This is a genomic window from Bradyrhizobium sp. CB1015 (assembly GCF_025200925.1).
GTDB lineage: Bacteria > Pseudomonadota > Alphaproteobacteria > Rhizobiales > Xanthobacteraceae > Bradyrhizobium.
Window position 1 is genome coordinate 7,038,391 of sequence record NZ_CP104174.1, and the last position, 16,684, is coordinate 7,055,074.

Below are 16,684 nucleotides of genomic sequence, written 5' to 3' on the forward strand. Positions count from 1 at the left end.
ACCGCAGGTGCGCAATGCCCACCGGGGAATCTCGAGATTCCGGATTCGGTCCTGCGGACCGCTCCGGAATGACGTTGATAGGTCTGTCTGATGAATTACGGCATCGCGTTCACACCGCTTGTTCCCGCCATCGTGCTGTGGCTCGCGCTCGCCGCGATCGTCGTCATTGCGCTTGTGCTGCTGCTGGCGCGTGCGCGCGGCGCCGCGGTGCGCGTGGCGGCGCTGGCGCTGTTCCTGCTGGCGCTCGCCAACCCGTCCTTCACACGCGAGGACCGCGATCCCCTCACCTCGGTCGCCGCAATCGTCGTCGACAAAAGCCCGAGCCAGAATTTCGGCAGCCGCAATCGTGAAGCTGCGCAGGCGCAGGAAGCGCTGGTCGACAGCCTGAAGAAGATCAAGGGCCTTGAGGTCCGCGTCGTCGAGGCCGGACAGGCCGACGGCGAGACCGACGGCACGAAACTGTTCGGGGCGCTGGCCTCGGCCTTGTCGGACGTCCCGGTCGACCGCGTCGCCGGCGCGTTCCTGATCACCGACGGCCGCGTCCACGATATTCCGGCGAACACCGCCGCGCTCGGCTTCCAGGCGCCGGTGCACGCGCTGGTCACCGGCCAGAAGGACGAGCGCGACCGCCGCATCGCGATCACGGCGGCGCCGCGCTTCGGCATCGTCGGGCAGAACCAGACCATTTCCTACCGCCTCGACGACCAGGGCGTTTCCGGCGAGCGCGCCAGGGTCACGGTCCGCCGCGACGGCGAGGTCATCAACGAGCGCACGCTATCGAGCGGCCAGGCCGCGAGCGTCGACGTCGATATCAAGCATGCCGGGCCGAACATCGTCGAGATCGAGGCCTCGCCGCTCGAGCGCGAACTGACGCCGGTGAACAACCGCGCCGTCGTGGCCATCGACGGCGTGCGCGACAAGCTGCGCGTGCTCCTGGTCTCGGGCGAGCCGCATTCGGGCGAGCGCACCTGGCGCAATCTGCTCAAGTCCGACGCCAGCGTCGACCTCGTGCATTTCACCATTCTGCGCCCGCCGGAGAAGCAGGACGGCACGCCGATCAACGAATTGTCGCTGATCGCGTTTCCGACCCGCGAGCTGTTCCAGCAGAAGATCAACGAATTCCAGCTGATCATCTTCGACCGCTATGCCCGCCAGGGCGTGCTGCCGATCCCTTATTTCGAGAACATGGCGCGTTATGTGCGCGCAGGCGGCGCAGTGCTGGTCTCGGCCGGCCCCGACTACGCCTCGAACAGCAGCATCTGGCGCACGCCGCTCGATTCGGTGCTGCCGGCCGAACCCGTCGGCGTCACCGAGAAGCCGTTCTATGCGCATCTGTCCGACATCGGCAAACGTCATCCCGTCACGCGCGGGCTCGAAGGCTCCGCCAGCGAGCCGCCGCGCTGGAGCCGGTTCTTCCGTACCGTCGATACCCGCAATGCGGTCAACCCGCCCGTCATGACCGGCGTCGACGGCAAGCCGCTGCTGTTCCTGTCGCGCTTCGGCGAGGGCCGCGTCGCGCTCTTGCTGTCCGATCACATCTGGCTGTGGGCGCGCGGCTATGAGGGCGGCGGTCCGCATCTCGACCTGCTCCGGCGGATGTCGCACTGGCTGATGAAGCAGCCTGATCTCGACGAAGAGGCGCTGCGCCTCCAGGTGCAGGGCAAGGACCTCGTCGTGGTGCGTCAGACCATGGCGGACAGCGTCCAGCCCGTCAGCGTGACCTCGCCGTCGGGCGTATCGCAGGATCTGACGCTCTCGCCCGGCGATCCCGGCGAGTGGCGCGCCAGCCTGCCGGCCAACGAGCTCGGCCTGTGGCAGGCCACCGACGGCACGCTGAAGGCGCTGATCAATGTCGGCCCGACCAATCCGAAGGAGTTTTCGGAAGTCACCTCCACGGTCGATACGTTGAAGCCGCTGACACAGGCGACGGGCGGCGATGCCGTGCGTGTGGCCAGCGGCTCGAGCGTCGAGCTGCCGCGCATCCTGCCGGTGCGCTCGGTCGGCATGTTCCACGGCGACGGCTGGATGGGCGTGCGGATGCGCGATGCCAGCGTGGTCAAGGGCGTCGGCGTGCTGCCGATCTTCTCCGGCCTGGTCGGTCTGTTGCTGCTGCTCGGCGCGTTTGCGGCGACTTGGGTCCGCGAGGGGCGCTGAAAGCTGCTGACGAAAGCTCTCTGAATCCGCCCGCCGTCGGATGACAATCTCATGAACATTAGTCGTGCGCGCGGTCGAGATGATCAACTGCGCGGCCCAACTTCGTGCGCTTCGCTGCCGGTCACCCCAGCTTGCGGAATTCGGGGAATTCTCTAGAATTTTGCGCCGGTGTCATACGGACCGAATGTTGAGGCCTACGGGCAAGTGCCGTTGCCACTCAGCATCTGCGCAGTCCCTGTCGGCTAGATTTTACAAATGGGAATTGAGATGTTGACCGCAGAGGAGATCGTTCGCGTCAGGTCTTCCTTCGACAGGGTATTCGCGAACGCGACCGACATGACGACGACGTTCTACGATCGGATGTTTGAACTTGCGCCGGAAATCCGACCGATGTTTCCGGCCGACATGACCAACCTCAAGCATGATTTCATCTCGAAGCTCGCGGTGTTGGTTGGCAGCCTCGATGAGACGACTGGCCTATTGTCGGGTGCCGACATCCTCGGCCGCAATCACATGCGCTATGGCGTGAGACCTGAGCACTACCCAGTCGTCGGCGAAGCTCTGATCTGGAGCTTTGCGCGCGGTCTTGGCGCGCATTGGACCGATGAGGTGGAGCAGGCCTGGCGTAAGGTTTACGGCATCATTGCTCAGCGTATGATCGCTATTGACAGCAGTCCGTCGTCGTCGTGACCGATCACAAGCCCTCTACGGCGCACGTAACCGTCGCTAGTTGCATGGACGACACATCGTGTGACTGGCCCGCCTGAGCAGATCGGCCGCGGTTGACATCTGCCATCCGGTCGGGCGATGTTACACTATAACATCGCGGCGTCCCGGGATTGGCGCCCCGGTGTGGGGGTGGCGTTTCCAGATGAAGTGGTTCCGGTCGAATAGCAGGCACGGCGCCCGGCTCGCGTTGTTCGCGATGCTGGTGCAGCTCGCGCTGACATTCGGGCACAGCCACTGGTTCGCGCAGGCCGCACCCCTTGCTCAATCCTCAGCCCAGCAGACCGACAGCGCCAAGGACAGCACCAAGGGCGTTGCTGCGATCGACCGCGTCGCGGTGCAGAAGCAATCGCCGGGAAGTCCTGACCGCGAGCATTCGGGCGAGGACAATTGCGCCATCTGCGCCATCATTGCGATGGCGGGCACAATCGTGTCGGCGACGCCGCCTGTGCTGCTGCTGCCGCAGGCGATCGAGCTGCTCCAGCGCACCCTCGACGCCGAGTTCGCTCATCTGACATCGGCCGGCGCGGCGTTCCAGCCGCGCGGCCCTCCTGCGTCCTGATCTCCAACGCTTGATCACGCCCAGCCTCGCCGCGCATCGGCAAGTCCCTGGGAGAAGTTGAAGTCGAATTCCGTCGCGCCGCGACGGCAGGCCGCCTCCGATCAGCAGAGCATCATCCGGACGGCGCCTGACTGGAATCAGGACCATGTCATTTCAATTGCGACGCGTGCAGCGCCTTGGCGGAGCAAGCCTGCTCCTGCTCGGCGCCGCCGCTACATCCGCGTTCGCCCAAGACTCGGCGCAACAGCCGGCACAAGACAAATCGTCGACCGAGCTTCCCGCCGTCACCGTGACGGCCCCGAGCCCGATCGTACGTCGAGCGGTCGTGCCGTCGCGCAACGCAGGCCGCGGCACGCGGACCGCGCGGGTTCGCAGCCGCGAGCAGACGGCGGAAGCCGCGCCGGCAGCTGCCGTACCCGCCGCGCCCCAGCAGGGCGTGCTGCCGATCGTGACCAACCAGTTCGCGACGGTCACCGTGGTGCCGAACGAGGAGATCCGCCGCGAGGGCGGCGGTCAGCTCGGCGATCTCCTGTTCTCCAAGCCCGGGATCACAGGATCGAGCTTCGCGCCCGGCGCTTCCAGCCGGCCGATCATCAGGGGTCTCGACGTCAACCGCGTCGGCATCGTCGAGAACGGCACCAATGGCGGCGGCGCCTCCGACCTCGGCGAGGATCATTTCGTCCCGATCGATCCGCTCGCGACCAACCAGGTCGAGGTGGTGCGCGGGCCGGCGGCGCTGCGCTATGGCTCGACCTCGATCGGCGGCGTGGTCAGCGCCACCAACAACCGGATTCCGGATGCGCTGCCCTCCTGCGCGCCGTCGTTCCAGGCCTACGGCCTGCCGACCAAGGCCCCGCTCGCGAACGCTGCGACCTCGCCCTGCGTCACCGCGGAGACGCGCACCGCCTTCAGCTCGGTCGACCGCGGCGTCGAAAGCGGCGTGCTGCTCGACACCGGCGGCGGCAATTTTGCCTTCCATGCCGACGCCTATGGCCGCACCACTTCGGACTATTACATCCCGAGCTATCCGTATCTGACCGACCAGTCGCGCCCGGTGAACGGTCGCCAGCCGAACTCGGCGACGCGCTCGGACGGCGCCTCGATCGGCGGCTCCTACTTCTTCCAGGGCGGCTATATCGGTGCGTCGATCACGCAGAACGATTCGCTCTACCACATCCCCGGCATCGACGGCGCCGACCACCAGACGCGGATCGATGGTCACCAGACCAAGATCAACGTCAAGGGCGAGTACCGCCCCGACGCGGCCGCGATCGATACGATCCGGTTCTGGGCCGGCGCGACCGACTACCGGCACAACGAGCTCGGCCTGGCCGATCCCGCCGACCTCAACAGCGACGGCATCCGGCAGACCTTCACCAACAAGGAGCAGGAGATCCGCACCGAGGTGCAGCTGATGCCGTTCAACGCACGCTTCGCCGAGGTGACGACGGCACTGGGCTTCCAGGTCGGGCATCAGGAATTGAGCGCGCCGAGCCCCGACAATCCCGGCACGCTGTTCAACGGGCTGTGGGATCCCAACACCAACACGCGCGTCGCGGCTTACGCCTTCAACGAGTTCAAGTTCTCGGAAGCGACGCGGGCGCAGATCGCCGGCCGCATCGAGCATGTCGAGCTGCACGGCACGACGCCGAACTTCCCGGCGGATTACCTGCCCGACGGCACGCCGCAGGCGGCGGTCGCGCGCAATCCCGCCTACACGCCGAAGAGCGGCAGCATCGGCCTGCTGCAGGATCTGCCGGGCGGCATGGTCGGCAGCATCACCGCGCAATATGTCGAGCGCGCGCCGAAGGCAGCCGAGCTGTTTTCCCGCGGCCCGCATGACGCGACGGCGACGTTCGACATCGGCAATCCCAACCTCACGATCGAGACCGCGAAATCGGTCGAGCTCGGCGTGCGCAAGGCGACGGGGCCGTTCCGGTTCGAGGCGACCGTCTACTACACGCATTTCGACAATTTCATCTATCGCCGCCTTACCGGCGTGATGTGCGACGACGACTTTGCATCCTGCGGCAATCCGGGGGCCGAGCTGAACCAGGCGGTCTACTCGCAGCGCAACGCGAACTTCCGCGGCGGCGAATTCCAGTCGCAGCTCGATATCGGCGCGTTCCAGGGCGGCATCTGGGGCATCGAGAACCAGCTCGACGTGGTCCGCGCCACTTTCTCCGACGGCACCAACGTGCCGCGGATTCCGCCGGTGCGCATGGGCGGCGGATTGTTCTGGCGCGACGACAACTGGCTGATGCGCGTCAACCTGTTGCACGCCTTCGCGCAGAACAACGTCGCCGTGATCGCGGAGACGCCGACGGCGGGCTACAATCTGTTGAAGGCCGAGATCAGCTACAAGACCAAGCTCGCCCCGAACTGGTTCGGCGCGCGCGAGATGATGGCCGGTATCGTCGGCAACAATCTCCTCAACGCGAACATCCGCAACTCGGTGTCCTACACCAAGGACGAGGTCTTGATGCCGGGCATCGGCGTGCGGGCGTTCGCGAATTTCAAGTTCTAGGTGACGACACACGCCGTCATTGCGAGGAGCCCTTGCGACGAAGCAATCCAGACTGCCTGCGCAGAAAGATTCTGGATTGCTTCGCGGAGCTTGTCATCGGGCCGCGCTTCGCGCGGACCCGGTGGCTCGCAATGACGAGTATGAGGCGCGGCTGCTGCACTCCCAATGTTCACTGTCGTAGCCCGGATGGAGCGCAGCGTAATCCGGGGTTCTCTCGCCGCGGAGGGACCTTCCCGGATTGCGCTGCGCTCCATCCGGGCTACGGGCCACTCTACACCCTCGCCTTGCTCCAATCGGGGCCGACTGCGCCCGACACGCCCTCGAAGGCGCCATCGACGAGCTCGAACACCAGGATGCGGGCGGCATCGACCGGGCCGGGCATGGTGACGCGGCCCTTCGGCACCGGCTTGAAACCGATGCGGCCGTAATAGGGCTCGTCGCCGACCAGCAGCACCAGGCGGTGTCCTTTCGCCTTGGCGTCCTTCACCGCGCGCTCCATCAATTGACGGCCGATGCCGCGGTCGCGGAATGGCGGCTCGACGGTGAGCGGCCCGAGCAGCAGCGCCGGCGTGTCGCCGATCAGGATCGGCAATTGCCTGACGGAGCCGACCAGGAGCGTGCCGATGCGGGCCGTGAAGGACAGTTCGAGCAGATGGTCGACGTGCTCGCGGATCCGGTAGGCGCTCAGCACGAAGCGGCCGGGGCCGAAGGTGCGTTCGTGCAGCCGCTCGATCGCCTGGGCGTCACCGGCGGCTTCGGGAAGGATGGTCAGTGAGAGATCGTTCATGTCAATTCGCGGAGTAGCACTTGCGCATGCGAAGGTCCATGGGCGCTGTCCGTGCCGGGCCCAGCGGGGTGAAGTGCAGGCCTGGCTCAACCCGCGTCCCGTTTCGACGCCGGCTGGGACAGGTAGGCCAGCATCTTCATCTCCCGCCGCCCTCGCGTCACCGTGTCGAGCACGAGCCCTGATGACACCGACAGCAGGGCCATGATCATCAGGCCCATCGACAGCACGGCCGTGGGCAGGCGCGGCACGAGGCCGGTTTCGATGAAGGTGATCACGATCGGGATCGCGAGGATGATCGACGCCAGCGCCAGCAGGATTCCGATCACCGTGAAGAAGCGCAGCGGCCGCTCGGCGCGATAGAGCTTGAGCATGGTACCGAGGATGCGAAAGCCGTCGCGCCAGGTGTTGAGCTTGGAGAACGAGCCTTCCGGGCGCGCATAATAGGGCGTCTCGACCTCGGCGACCGGCAGCGACAATTCCAGCGCATAGACCGCAAGCTCGGTCTCGATCTCGAAACCGTCGGAGAGGACGGGGAAGGATTTGACGAAGCGGCGCGAGAACACCCGGTAGCCGGACAGGATGTCCTTGAAAGCGTGGCCGAAGGTCGAGGACAAAAAGCCCGTCAGCATGCGGTTGCCGGTGCGATGGCCGAGCCGGTAGGCGGCCTGGACCTGATCGACGCGAAGGCCGACCACCATGTCGAGATGCTCGTCGAGCAGCCTGTCGATCATGCGCGGCGCGCTCGGCGCATCGTAGGTGGCATCACCATCGACCAGCACATAGACGTCGGCCTCGACGTCAGCGAACATGCGGCGCACGACGTGACCCTTGCCCTGCCGGTGCTCGCTGCGCACGATCGCGCCGGCTTCGCGCGCGACCGCGGCGGTCCGGTCGCGCGAATTGTTGTCGTAGACGTAGATCTCCGCCGCGGGCAGCGCCTTGCGGAAATCGGCAACGACGGTCGCGACCGCGGCCTCCTCGTTGTAGCAGGGCACCAGCACCGCGATACGAAGTTGCGTTGAGCTCATCAGGGCAGCACTCCGAGGCTTGTCGGCTCGCGCCCGAGCGGCATGGCCTGCCGTGCGCATCGAGCGGGTTACTAGCACAAGCCGCCCTCAGCGCCACGTCGCAATCACGGGCCTGCTATCGAGCACCTCGGCAATCCGCAGCCGCGTGCCCGGCGTGGTGCCCTCGGGCAACGCGGCATTGTCGAAGAACCCGCATTCGACGATCTCGCGGTTGGGCTCGGGGACGCGGTCCTGCCTGAACTGCCTGACCACGTAGACCGCGACGTGATCGCGGCGCGAAACGTGGCTGTTGAGGAAGACGCCGTGCAGGATCGCCTCGCCGGTCAGATCGATGTCGCCCTCCTCCTTGAGCTCGCGTCGCAGCGCCTCTTCCATGGTCTCGCCGAAATCGACGCCGCCGCCAGGCAAATACCAGCCGCTGACGTAGCTGTGCCTGACCAGGAACACGCGATTGTCGGCATCCAGCACCACGGCGCGGACGCCGAGCGTCATGCCGCGGACGAGCAGGAAATAGACGTGGAAGATCCGCCGCAGCAGCGGCTCGGCTTTCCGTCGGGCTCGGTTCAGACGTTCTCCCATCAGGCTTCCTTGGCGTCCCCCGTTTCAGGCCCTGCTTGCGCGGCGCGGGCGACCTTGCCATTACAGTGGAGCAATAGCGAGGCAATCGCGCGCCATGGCTCCCTTCACGCTCGCCCATCTGTCCGATCCGCATCTAGCGCCCTTGCCGAAGCCGCGGCTGATCGAGCTCGCCGGCAAGCGCGCGCTCGGCTATGTCAACTGGACGCGCAACCGCCACAAGTACCAGCGCCGCGAGGTGCTCGATGCGCTCGTCGCCGACATGAAGGCGCAGGCGCCCGACCACATCGCAGTGACGGGCGATCTCGTCAACCTGGCGCTGGAGGCTGAGTTCGCGCCGGCGCTGGCCTGGCTCGAAAGCGTCGGCCCGCCCGACCGCGTGACCGCGATTCCCGGCAATCACGACGCCTATGTCAGCGCGACGCGTCATCGCTTCGGCGAGACGTTCCTGCACTACATCGCCGCGGACACACCCGGCGCCGCGGCCTTTCCCGCCGTGCGCCGGCGCGGGCCGCTGGCGCTGATCAGCCTGTCCACGGCGGTGCCGACCCTGCCGCTGATGGCGACCGGCACGCTCGGGCGCGATCAGCTCGCCGCCCTCGCGGAGGTGCTCGAACGGCTTGCGGCGGAAGACGTCTTCCGCGTGCTGCTGGTGCATCATCCGCTGAAATCCAGCGCGCGCCAGAAGCGGATGACGGACGCGCCGGCGCTGCTGGCGCTGTTGAAGCGCCACGGCGTCGAGCTGGTCCTGCACGGGCACGATCACATTCATTCGACGATGTGGTTCGAGAGTCCCAACGGCAACATCCCCGCGCTCGGCGTGCCGTCGGCCTCCGCGCTCGCGCACGGACGCTATCCGGCGGCGGCGTATAATCTGTTCACTATCGAGAAGGACAATACCGGCTGGCGCTGCGAGCAGACGGTGCGAAGCCTCGGGGCTGGATTTCAGATCGGGCAGATCAAGCATGTGCGGTTGATCTAGTCCCGCTGGCGCATGCGAAGCCCGGCTCCGTAGCCCGGATGGAGCGGAAGCATAATCCGGGACAGTGCATCTGGAGCAACAGGTTTCCCGGATTGCGCTTCGCTCCATCCGGGCTACGAGGGCTCCTCGCAATGACGACGGAGAGAAATCTACCAGTTCCGCAAGACCGCTATCACCGCCACCCCGAACAACGCGGCAGCGCCGAGCACGAAGCCGAACACGAACGGCCAGAGGCGCGAGCGGCGCGGCGGCGCGGCGGCCCGGGCCTGCGGTTCGGGCGCAATCACCATCGCACGTTCGCGCTCGATCATGCGGCGTGCGACATAGTCGGTGACGGCCTCGACGATCACGGCGGTGTCGTGCGATTCGGCGAGCACGATGCGGCCGAAGCGGGTGTCCTGGACGAAGCGGTACATCCGCTTGTCGCGGCCCATCACGATGTGGGCGACGACGTCGATCCAGAGTCTCGGCGTGTCGCCCTGGCTGATGCCGCGGTCGAACAGGTCGATCTGATCAGGCACCTGCGCGAACAGCGGATCGAGCGCGTCGTTGAGGATCTCGAGCCGCGCCACCTCGGCGTCGCGCAGATCGACGACGACGCCGGTCCGGTCGGCCGCCTCGATCCGCGCGCGCAGCAGCGCATCGCGCAGCCGCACCGGGCGCGGCTGGCCGGGATGGGTCCCGCTGGTCTCGGGCTCTGACATTGTCGGCCTCGTCCTCGACTTATCCCCATTAACCTATCAGCAACCAAACCCTCCGCAAAGGCCCACAATTCCAGAGACTTACGGCGCCCACAGCCGTTTCACCTGTGCCAAAAGCAGACGATCCCACCCAGGCTAGGCCTGGATGGGACCATCCGTCCTTGGACGTCTTCTTGTTTCAGCTCGGCAGCTGCCGATCAGGCTGCCGGGGCGCGCTGCGGCTCTTCCACGATCGAGAAACGGACGCCGGCCATGTGACGGCTCTGTTCCGACACCTCGCGCCAGCAGTCCTCGGCTTCCTTGCGGGTCTTGAACGGACCTTTGACCTGGGCCGAACCTTCGACGAGCTTGTGGAAGTTCATCGAACCGAACTCGCCGCCGATCACCCAGAAATTGCTGCCTTTGGTCATTGTCAGTCTCCTGTTGAGGTGCGTGACCGGCCTGGACTCCAACCTGGCTTCCAGACCGGTCCGATCCGCCGTTAGCCGAACTGGTTCATCGTGTTGTGGACGCCGCCCGCCTTCAGGGCGGCTTCGCCTGCGAAGTACTCCTTGTGGTCGTCGCCGATGTCGGAGCCGGCCATGTTCTGGTGCTTCACGCAGGCGATGCCCTGACGGATCTCGGCGCGCTGGACGTTCTTGACGTAGCCGAGCATGCCCTGCTCGCCGAAATACTCGCGGGCGAGATTGTCGGTCGAGAGCGCCGCCGTGTGATAGGTCGGCAACGTGATCAGGTGGTGGAAGATGCCGGCGCGCTTGGCCGAATCCGCCTGGAAGGTGCGGATGCGCTCGTCGGCTTCCTTCGCCAGCGGCGTGTCGTCGTACTCCGCCTTCATCAGCTCGGCACGGTTGTACTTGCTGACGTCCTGGCCCGCTTCCTTCATCGCGTCGTAGACCTGCCAACGGAAGTTGAGGGTCCAGTTGAACGACGGCGAGTTGTTGTAGGCGAGCTTGGCGTTCGGCACGACCTTGCGGATGCGATCGACCATGCTGGCGATCTGCTCGATATGCGGCTTCTCGGTCTCGATCCAGAGCAGGTCGGCGCCGTTCTGCAGCGAGGTGATGCAATCGAGCACGCAGCGGTCTGCACCGGTGCCGGGGCGGAACTGGTAGAGGTTCGAGGGCAGCCGCTTCGGACGCATCAGCTTGCCGTTGCGGTTGATGATGACGTCGCCGTTGCGGGCGTTCTCCGCGGTGATTTCCTCGCAATCGAGGAAGCTGTTGTACTGGTCGCCGATGTCGCCGGGCTTGTGGCTGACGGCGATCTGCTGCGTCAGGCCGGCGCCGAGCGAGTCGGTGCGGGTCACGACGATGCCGTCTTCGACGCCGAGCTCGAGGAAGGCGTGGCGGCAGGCGCGGATCTTCGCCAGGAAGACGTCATGCGGCACGGTGACCTTGCCGTCCTGGTGGCCGCACTGCTTCTCGTCCGAAACCTGGTTCTCGATCTGCAGCGCGCAGGCACCCGCCTCGATCATCTTCTTGGCGAGCAGATAGGTCGCCTCCGCGTTGCCGAAGCCGGCATCGATGTCGGCGATGACGGGGACGACATGGGTCTGGAAGTTGTCGATCTTCTCGATCAGCTCCTTCTCGCGGGTCTTGTCGCCTTCCTTGCGCGCCTTGTCGAGCAGACGGAAGATGTCGTTGAGCTCGCGCGAGTCGGCCTGACGCAGGAAGGTGTAGAGCTCCTCGATCAGCGCCGGCACCGCGGTCTTCTCGTGCATGGACTGGTCGGGAAGCGGACCGAACTCGGAGCGCAACGCCGCGATCATCCAACCGGAGAGATAGAGATAGGTGCGGTCGGTCTTGCCGCCGAAGTGCTTCTTGACCGAGATCAGCTTCTGCTGGGCGATGAAGCCGTGCCAGCAGCCCAGCGACTGGGTGTACTTGGTGGGGTCCTTGTCATAGGCGGCCATGTCGGCGCGCATCACGGCAGCGGTGTAGCGGGCGATGTCGAGGCCGGTCTTGAACCGGTTCTGCAGGCGCATGCGCGCGACGGCCTCGGCCGACACGCCGTTCCAGGTCGGCTGGGTCTCCAGGAGCGCCTGAGCCGCCTTGACCTCGTCCTGATACGAGGACGGACCCTGGAAGGTGCTGATACCGCGGGGCTGGTAGTTCATGTGCCTGATCCTTTCGCTGACGATGGCGATGGGTAGCCATCGACATTCTTGACAATGCATTGCGAGATGCGTGTCAGGAGCTAAACGCGAAAAGACAAAGTTCGTATAGTGGCTTGTTTTTTATTGGTGATGTCATGTAACATATGAACGTGTAATAGATGTTATTTTGTAAATCTTGTAAATATTTGGTCAGCGATTCTGACCTTGATCAGTCTGGAGATCTGAGAAATGGCCGCCGAGTCCGGCAAGAAACTCTTCGTTGGCCCGCGCTTCCGGCGGATCCGGCAGCAATTGGGGCTGTCGCAGACCCAGATCGCCGAGGGGCTCGGGATCTCGCCCAGCTATGTCAACCTGATCGAGCGCAACCAGCGCCCGGTCACGGCGCAGATCCTGCTGCGGCTGGCCGAGACCTACGATCTCGACTTGCGCGACCTCGCCACCGCGGACGAGGACCGCTTCTTCGCCGAGCTGAACGAGATCTTCTCCGATCCCTTGTTCCGGCAGATCGACGTGCCCAAGCAGGAGCTGCGAGACCTCGCCGAGCTCTGCCCGGGCGTCACCCATGCACTGCAGCGGCTCTATGCGGCCTATACCGAGGCCCGCCAGGGCGAGACGCTGGCCGCTGCGCAGATGGCCGATCGCGACGTCGGCACGCGCTTTGAAGCCAATCCGGTCGAGCGCGTGCGCGAGCTGATCGAGGCCAACCGCAACTATTTTCCGGAGCTGGAGCAGGCCGCGGAAAATCTGCGCGACGAGCTGAACGTGCCCGCCGAGGGGCTGTATGCGGCGCTGGTCGCGCGCTTGCGTGAGAAGCACTCGATCCAGACCCGCATCATGCCGGTTGACGTGATGCGCGAGACGCTCCGCCGCTTCGACCGCCACCGCCGGCAGCTGCTGATCTCGGAATTGGTCGATCCGCCCGGCCGCGCATTCCAGCTCGCCTTCCAGCTGGGCCTCGGGGAATGCGCGCAAGCGCTGGAGACCATCATCGGCCGTGCCGGCCCGCTGGACGACGCGCCGCGCCGGCTGTTCCGGATCACGCTCGGCAATTATTTCGCGGCCGCCGTGATGATGCCCTACCCGGCGTTCCTCGCAGCCGCCGAAGCGCTGAACTACGACATCCACGTGCTGGCGCAGCGCTTCAATTCCGGCTTCGAGCAGGTCTGCCATCGCCTCACCACGCTGCAGCGGCCGAACGCGCGCGGCATTCCGTTCTTCCTGTTGCGCGTCGACAATGCCGGCAACGTCTCCAAGCGCTTCTCCTCCGGCACCTTCCCGTTCTCGAAATTCGGCGGCACATGTCCGCTCTGGAACGTGCATTCGACCTTCGACACGCCGGATCGCCTGCTCAAGCAGGTGATCGAGCTGCCCGACGGCACGCGCTATTTCTCGATCGCGCAGATGGTGCGCCGCCCCGTCGCGCCGCATCCGTTGCCGCAGCCGCGCTTCGCCATCGGCCTCGGCTGTGAGATCCGCCACGCCGCCCGCCTGACCTACGCCACCGGCATGGACCTGGAGAAGGCCGACGGCACCCCGATCGGCGTCAACTGCCGCCTGTGCGAGCGCGAGAACTGTGCTCAGCGCGCCGAGCCGCCGATCACGCGCACATTGATCCTGGATGAGACGACGCGGCGGGTGTCGAGCTTTGCGTTCTCGAATGCGCGGGAGTTGTGAGAGGATTGAGGTCTCGTGTCCCGGACGCGCTGCAGCGCTCTTACGCTGCTGCGCAGAGCCGGGACCCAGCGAGCCACGCAACGCCGCACCATGGGCCCCGGCTCTGCAGCGCACCGCACCGGACGATGCTTCGCATCGCCCGGGGCGCTGCGCTGCGTCCGGGGCACGAAACTATCGGTCCTACGCCAGCGTATGCACGATCACCGGTCCGGCGATGGCGCGGGCGTCGCCGGCAAGCAGCGGGCCGAGATCCTTCTCGATCCAGGCGATGGCGCGCTTGTTCGCTTCCTCGGCCTGCTCGAACTTGTCGAAGATCGAGATCGCGGTGACCGTGTCGTCGCCGGCATAGACGACGTAATAGGCGCGGAAACCGTCGACGTCGCTGATGATGGGAACGGCGCCGTCCTTGATGCGGCGCGTCAGCTCTTCCGCGCTCCCGCTTTTCGCCTTGGCCTGACGGATGGCGGCATACATGGCATCCTCCCCTTCCGGCTGTCTGGACTTCCGGGCTTTGCTGCCCTCCGCTGAATCTACACCGTTAGCAGCCACTCCGTCATCCTGAGGCGCGAGGCATGGGACGCAACGCGTCCCATGGGGAGCCTCGAAGGATGCACGGCCCCGATACAGCCGGGCCGTCGCCCTTCGAGGGCCGCTGAAGAAGCGGCCACCTCAGGGTGACGGTGATAGGTTAGCGCTCGCGGAACCCTCCTTGGTTAACCCGATCCTAATCCGTCTCCGCGATCTGCAACCAACGGTTAAGCACGCCTCAACATCGGTGCCTTAGTCTCGCCGCACTCACTTTTCGCAAACAACGGCGGCCTAATCTGCCGGGCGAAGTGACATCAGGGGGTTCATCATGCGCATTGCGTTGCTGCTGACCGCGACCATTGTCGGCGCGCTCTTTGCCAATCCGTCCAATGCCGGTTCGCTCGATGCCGATGCGGCGCAGCCGCTGCCGCCGGGCTTCCAGAGCTACCGCGGCTACATGTTCGACACATCCGAGAACCGCGACCGCAAGGATGTCGACAAGCTCACCGAGAACCTGAAGAGCCAGATCGACGTCGTCGAAGGCGTCGGCCTCTCCCCGCGCGTGCTGCGCTTCTTCCACACCGTTCCGATCGTCGCGAGCGAGCTCGCCTGCCTCGACGAAGGCGCCGCCACCGCCTGCTACGGCCGGGTCACGCCGGACATGCAGCGCACCGCGCCCCGGACCCTGACGGTCTGGGACCCCGCCAAGCAGCGCTGGACCAACCCCAATGCCGTCGACCTCGCGGTCGATTCGGGCCTCGGCGTGATCATGCTGCGGCCCGACATGATGCGCTACGAGAAGGAGGCCGTGCTGCTGCACGAGATGCTGCACGCCTTCCACGCGCGTCTTCTGCCGGACGGCTACGCCAACAAGGGCGTGATCGGCTATTATGCCCTGGCCAAGTCCAAGGACATGCTGCCGAAGGAATCCTATGCGATGAAGAACCCGATGGAGTTCTTCGCCGTGACCGCCAGCATCTTCCTCTCCGGAAAGAGCGAATTCCACGATCCGAAGTCGCGCGAGGCGCTCAAGGAGAAGATGCCGGACTATTACAAATACCTGGTCGGCGTGTTCGGCTTCGACCCCGAGCCGGCAGCCACGAACGGCCCGGTCGCCTCGCTCAAGTGAGCGGAAGCAGCCAAGCCAAAGGAGCCGCGCGAACAGCGCGGCTTTTTTGTTTCGCATGCCGGAAGCTGCGGATGACGCACAGCCGGGAATTGCCAAGGCGGGGTCCGATCTGCATAGTCCCGCCCGCATCGATACCGTTTTTCGAAGGGGATAAGAGAACATGGCGGACGCCGACCTGGATGTCGTGATCCGGCAACTGGCCAGACAGCTGCATACGGGCCTGATGACCCGTGCCAAGGAGCGGCGGGATCGCTTCAACAGCCTTGCGGCCAAGGCCAAGGGCAAGGAGACCGGCGAGCGCTTCAAGATGATGGCCAAGGCCACCATGGAACAGGCCAATGCGGCCGCCAAGCGCCTGCAGATGTCCGCCGACAACGTCGCCGACAGCTACGCGCGATCGATGCGCCTGGCCGCCAGCACGCCTGTTACGGTGAAGCCGGAAAAGAAGTCAAAGGACGAGAAGCCGGCGAAGAAGGCCGCAAAGAAAGCGAAGGCGAAGAAGAAGACGTAGGCGTTGCACCTCCCTGATCGCCGCCGCGGGATTGGCGATCTGGAGGCTCGCCGCCCTGTCTACCTTATCATCTCCGACCGGAATCGGATCGCCGCGTTGCGCTTTCGCGAAACGCTCCCGCGCGCCCGCCGCAATCGGGGCGGCTGCGACCTCAACGATCCCTGCCGCCCTGGGCATGCGCTGCTCGAACGCAGTCGAGCGACATTCCTCACATGAATTGCCTCACACTTTGGAGAAATCGCTGTTTCTCGCCAGGCGCGTAACCTTGGGACGCTCCATAATAGGGTTCATTGAACTGATTATATGGTGCGGCCCGGTATTGGATCGGCGGCCTCGGTGGCGCGTAGGTCTGGCGATGATGACGCCGATCGTTCGTTCTGCTCGCCGCACCGGCGTAATAGGGATTGAGGACGCACATCTGACCGTTTGCCGACGCCCTGCATTGGTCCATCGTCGTGAAGCTGCATCGGTAATAAGGGGTCATTCCGCGAGAAACGACGTTCAAGCAAACGGGAAAAGCCGGGTCATATCTTTGAGCCCGAGCGTCTCCCGCGATCAGCGCGATAGTCACGGTCAAAATCGTCAAAGCCCATTTGCACATTGGAAGCTCCTCCAAGCGCGCACGACACGGATTCACTATGGCCCCGGCCAGCATAGATCCAATTCGATACTAGCCTAATTCG

16 protein-coding genes are annotated in these 16,684 nt (G+C 65.2%); 8 read left to right on the forward strand and 8 right to left on the reverse strand.

What is annotated here, in order from left to right:
* Positions 1-90 precede the first annotated feature (90 nt).
* The 4 genes from N2604_RS33015 to N2604_RS33030 all read left to right on the forward strand — a co-directional run bounded on the left by N2604_RS33015 (position 91) and on the right by N2604_RS33030 (position 5,969).
* Positions 91-2,154, forward strand: a complete 2,064-nt coding sequence (locus N2604_RS33015; RefSeq protein ID WP_260372146.1) for a hypothetical protein — start codon at positions 91-93, stop codon at positions 2,152-2,154.
* 267 nt (positions 2,155-2,421) lie between these two features.
* Positions 2,422-2,844 carry a globin family protein gene (locus N2604_RS33020; protein WP_260372147.1) on the forward strand — a complete coding sequence of 141 codons (423 nt, stop codon included), beginning with the start codon at positions 2,422-2,424 and terminating at the stop codon, positions 2,842-2,844.
* Positions 2,845-3,025: 181 nt separating this feature from the next.
* Positions 3,026-3,442, forward strand: a complete 417-nt coding sequence (locus N2604_RS33025) for a DUF2946 domain-containing protein (RefSeq protein WP_260372148.1) — start codon at positions 3,026-3,028, stop codon at positions 3,440-3,442.
* Between the two features lie 145 nt (positions 3,443-3,587).
* Positions 3,588-5,969 carry a TonB-dependent receptor gene (locus N2604_RS33030; RefSeq protein ID WP_260372149.1) on the forward strand — a complete coding sequence of 794 codons (2,382 nt, stop codon included), beginning with the start codon at positions 3,588-3,590 and terminating at the stop codon, positions 5,967-5,969.
* A gap of 271 nt (positions 5,970-6,240) precedes the next feature.
* Here the strand turns inward: N2604_RS33030 and N2604_RS33035 are convergent, their stop codons facing one another.
* From N2604_RS33035 to N2604_RS33045, 3 genes are all read right to left on the reverse strand, one after another.
* Complete coding sequence (locus N2604_RS33035) at positions 6,241-6,756, reverse strand: GNAT family N-acetyltransferase (RefSeq protein WP_260372150.1); 516 nt, start codon at positions 6,754-6,756, stop codon at positions 6,241-6,243.
* 86 nt (positions 6,757-6,842) lie between these two features.
* Positions 6,843-7,784: a glycosyltransferase family 2 protein gene (locus N2604_RS33040; RefSeq protein WP_260372151.1), complete on the reverse strand. Its 942-nt coding sequence runs from the start codon at positions 7,782-7,784 to the stop codon at positions 6,843-6,845.
* Between the two features lie 87 nt (positions 7,785-7,871).
* Positions 7,872-8,363 carry an NUDIX domain-containing protein gene (locus N2604_RS33045; protein WP_260372152.1) on the reverse strand — a complete coding sequence of 164 codons (492 nt, stop codon included), beginning with the start codon at positions 8,361-8,363 and terminating at the stop codon, positions 7,872-7,874.
* A 94-nt stretch (positions 8,364-8,457) separates the two neighbouring features.
* Between N2604_RS33045 and N2604_RS33050 the strand changes: the two genes are divergently transcribed.
* Positions 8,458-9,342 carry a metallophosphoesterase gene (locus N2604_RS33050; protein ID WP_260372153.1) on the forward strand — a complete coding sequence of 295 codons (885 nt, stop codon included), beginning with the start codon at positions 8,458-8,460 and terminating at the stop codon, positions 9,340-9,342.
* 149 nt (positions 9,343-9,491) lie between these two features.
* Here the strand turns inward: N2604_RS33050 and N2604_RS33055 are convergent, their stop codons facing one another.
* The 3 genes from N2604_RS33055 to N2604_RS33065 form a co-directional block, all read right to left on the reverse strand.
* Entirely contained in the window at positions 9,492-10,046 is a 555-nt protein-coding gene (locus N2604_RS33055) for a hypothetical protein (RefSeq protein WP_260372154.1), read from the reverse strand.
* 194 nt (positions 10,047-10,240) lie between these two features.
* Entirely contained in the window at positions 10,241-10,453 is a 213-nt protein-coding gene (locus N2604_RS33060) for a hypothetical protein (RefSeq protein WP_197949319.1), read from the reverse strand.
* Positions 10,454-10,524: 71 nt separating this feature from the next.
* Positions 10,525-12,159, reverse strand: a complete 1,635-nt coding sequence (locus N2604_RS33065; protein WP_260372155.1) for an isocitrate lyase — start codon at positions 12,157-12,159, stop codon at positions 10,525-10,527.
* 228 nt (positions 12,160-12,387) lie between these two features.
* Between N2604_RS33065 and N2604_RS33070 the strand changes: the two genes are divergently transcribed.
* Positions 12,388-13,833: a short-chain fatty acyl-CoA regulator family protein gene (locus N2604_RS33070; RefSeq protein WP_260372156.1), complete on the forward strand. Its 1,446-nt coding sequence runs from the start codon at positions 12,388-12,390 to the stop codon at positions 13,831-13,833.
* Positions 13,834-14,013: 180 nt separating this feature from the next.
* Here N2604_RS33070 and N2604_RS33075 read toward each other — a convergent pair whose 3' ends face one another.
* Positions 14,014-14,307 (reverse strand): antibiotic biosynthesis monooxygenase, encoded by a 294-nt coding sequence (locus tag N2604_RS33075; protein WP_260372157.1) that lies wholly within the window; start codon positions 14,305-14,307, stop codon positions 14,014-14,016.
* 382 nt (positions 14,308-14,689) lie between these two features.
* Here N2604_RS33075 and N2604_RS33080 point away from each other — a divergent pair, with 382 nt between their 5' ends.
* Complete coding sequence (locus N2604_RS33080; RefSeq protein ID WP_260372158.1) at positions 14,690-15,490, forward strand: hypothetical protein; 801 nt, start codon at positions 14,690-14,692, stop codon at positions 15,488-15,490.
* A gap of 160 nt (positions 15,491-15,650) precedes the next feature.
* Positions 15,651-16,001, forward strand: a complete 351-nt coding sequence (locus N2604_RS33085; protein WP_260372159.1) for a hypothetical protein — start codon at positions 15,651-15,653, stop codon at positions 15,999-16,001.
* Between the two features lie 208 nt (positions 16,002-16,209).
* Here N2604_RS33085 and N2604_RS39470 read toward each other — a convergent pair whose 3' ends face one another.
* A complete protein-coding gene (locus tag N2604_RS39470) occupies positions 16,210-16,656 on the reverse strand; it encodes a DUF3551 domain-containing protein (protein ID WP_311739678.1) in 447 nt (148 codons plus the stop codon).
* Positions 16,657-16,684 lie beyond the last annotated feature (28 nt).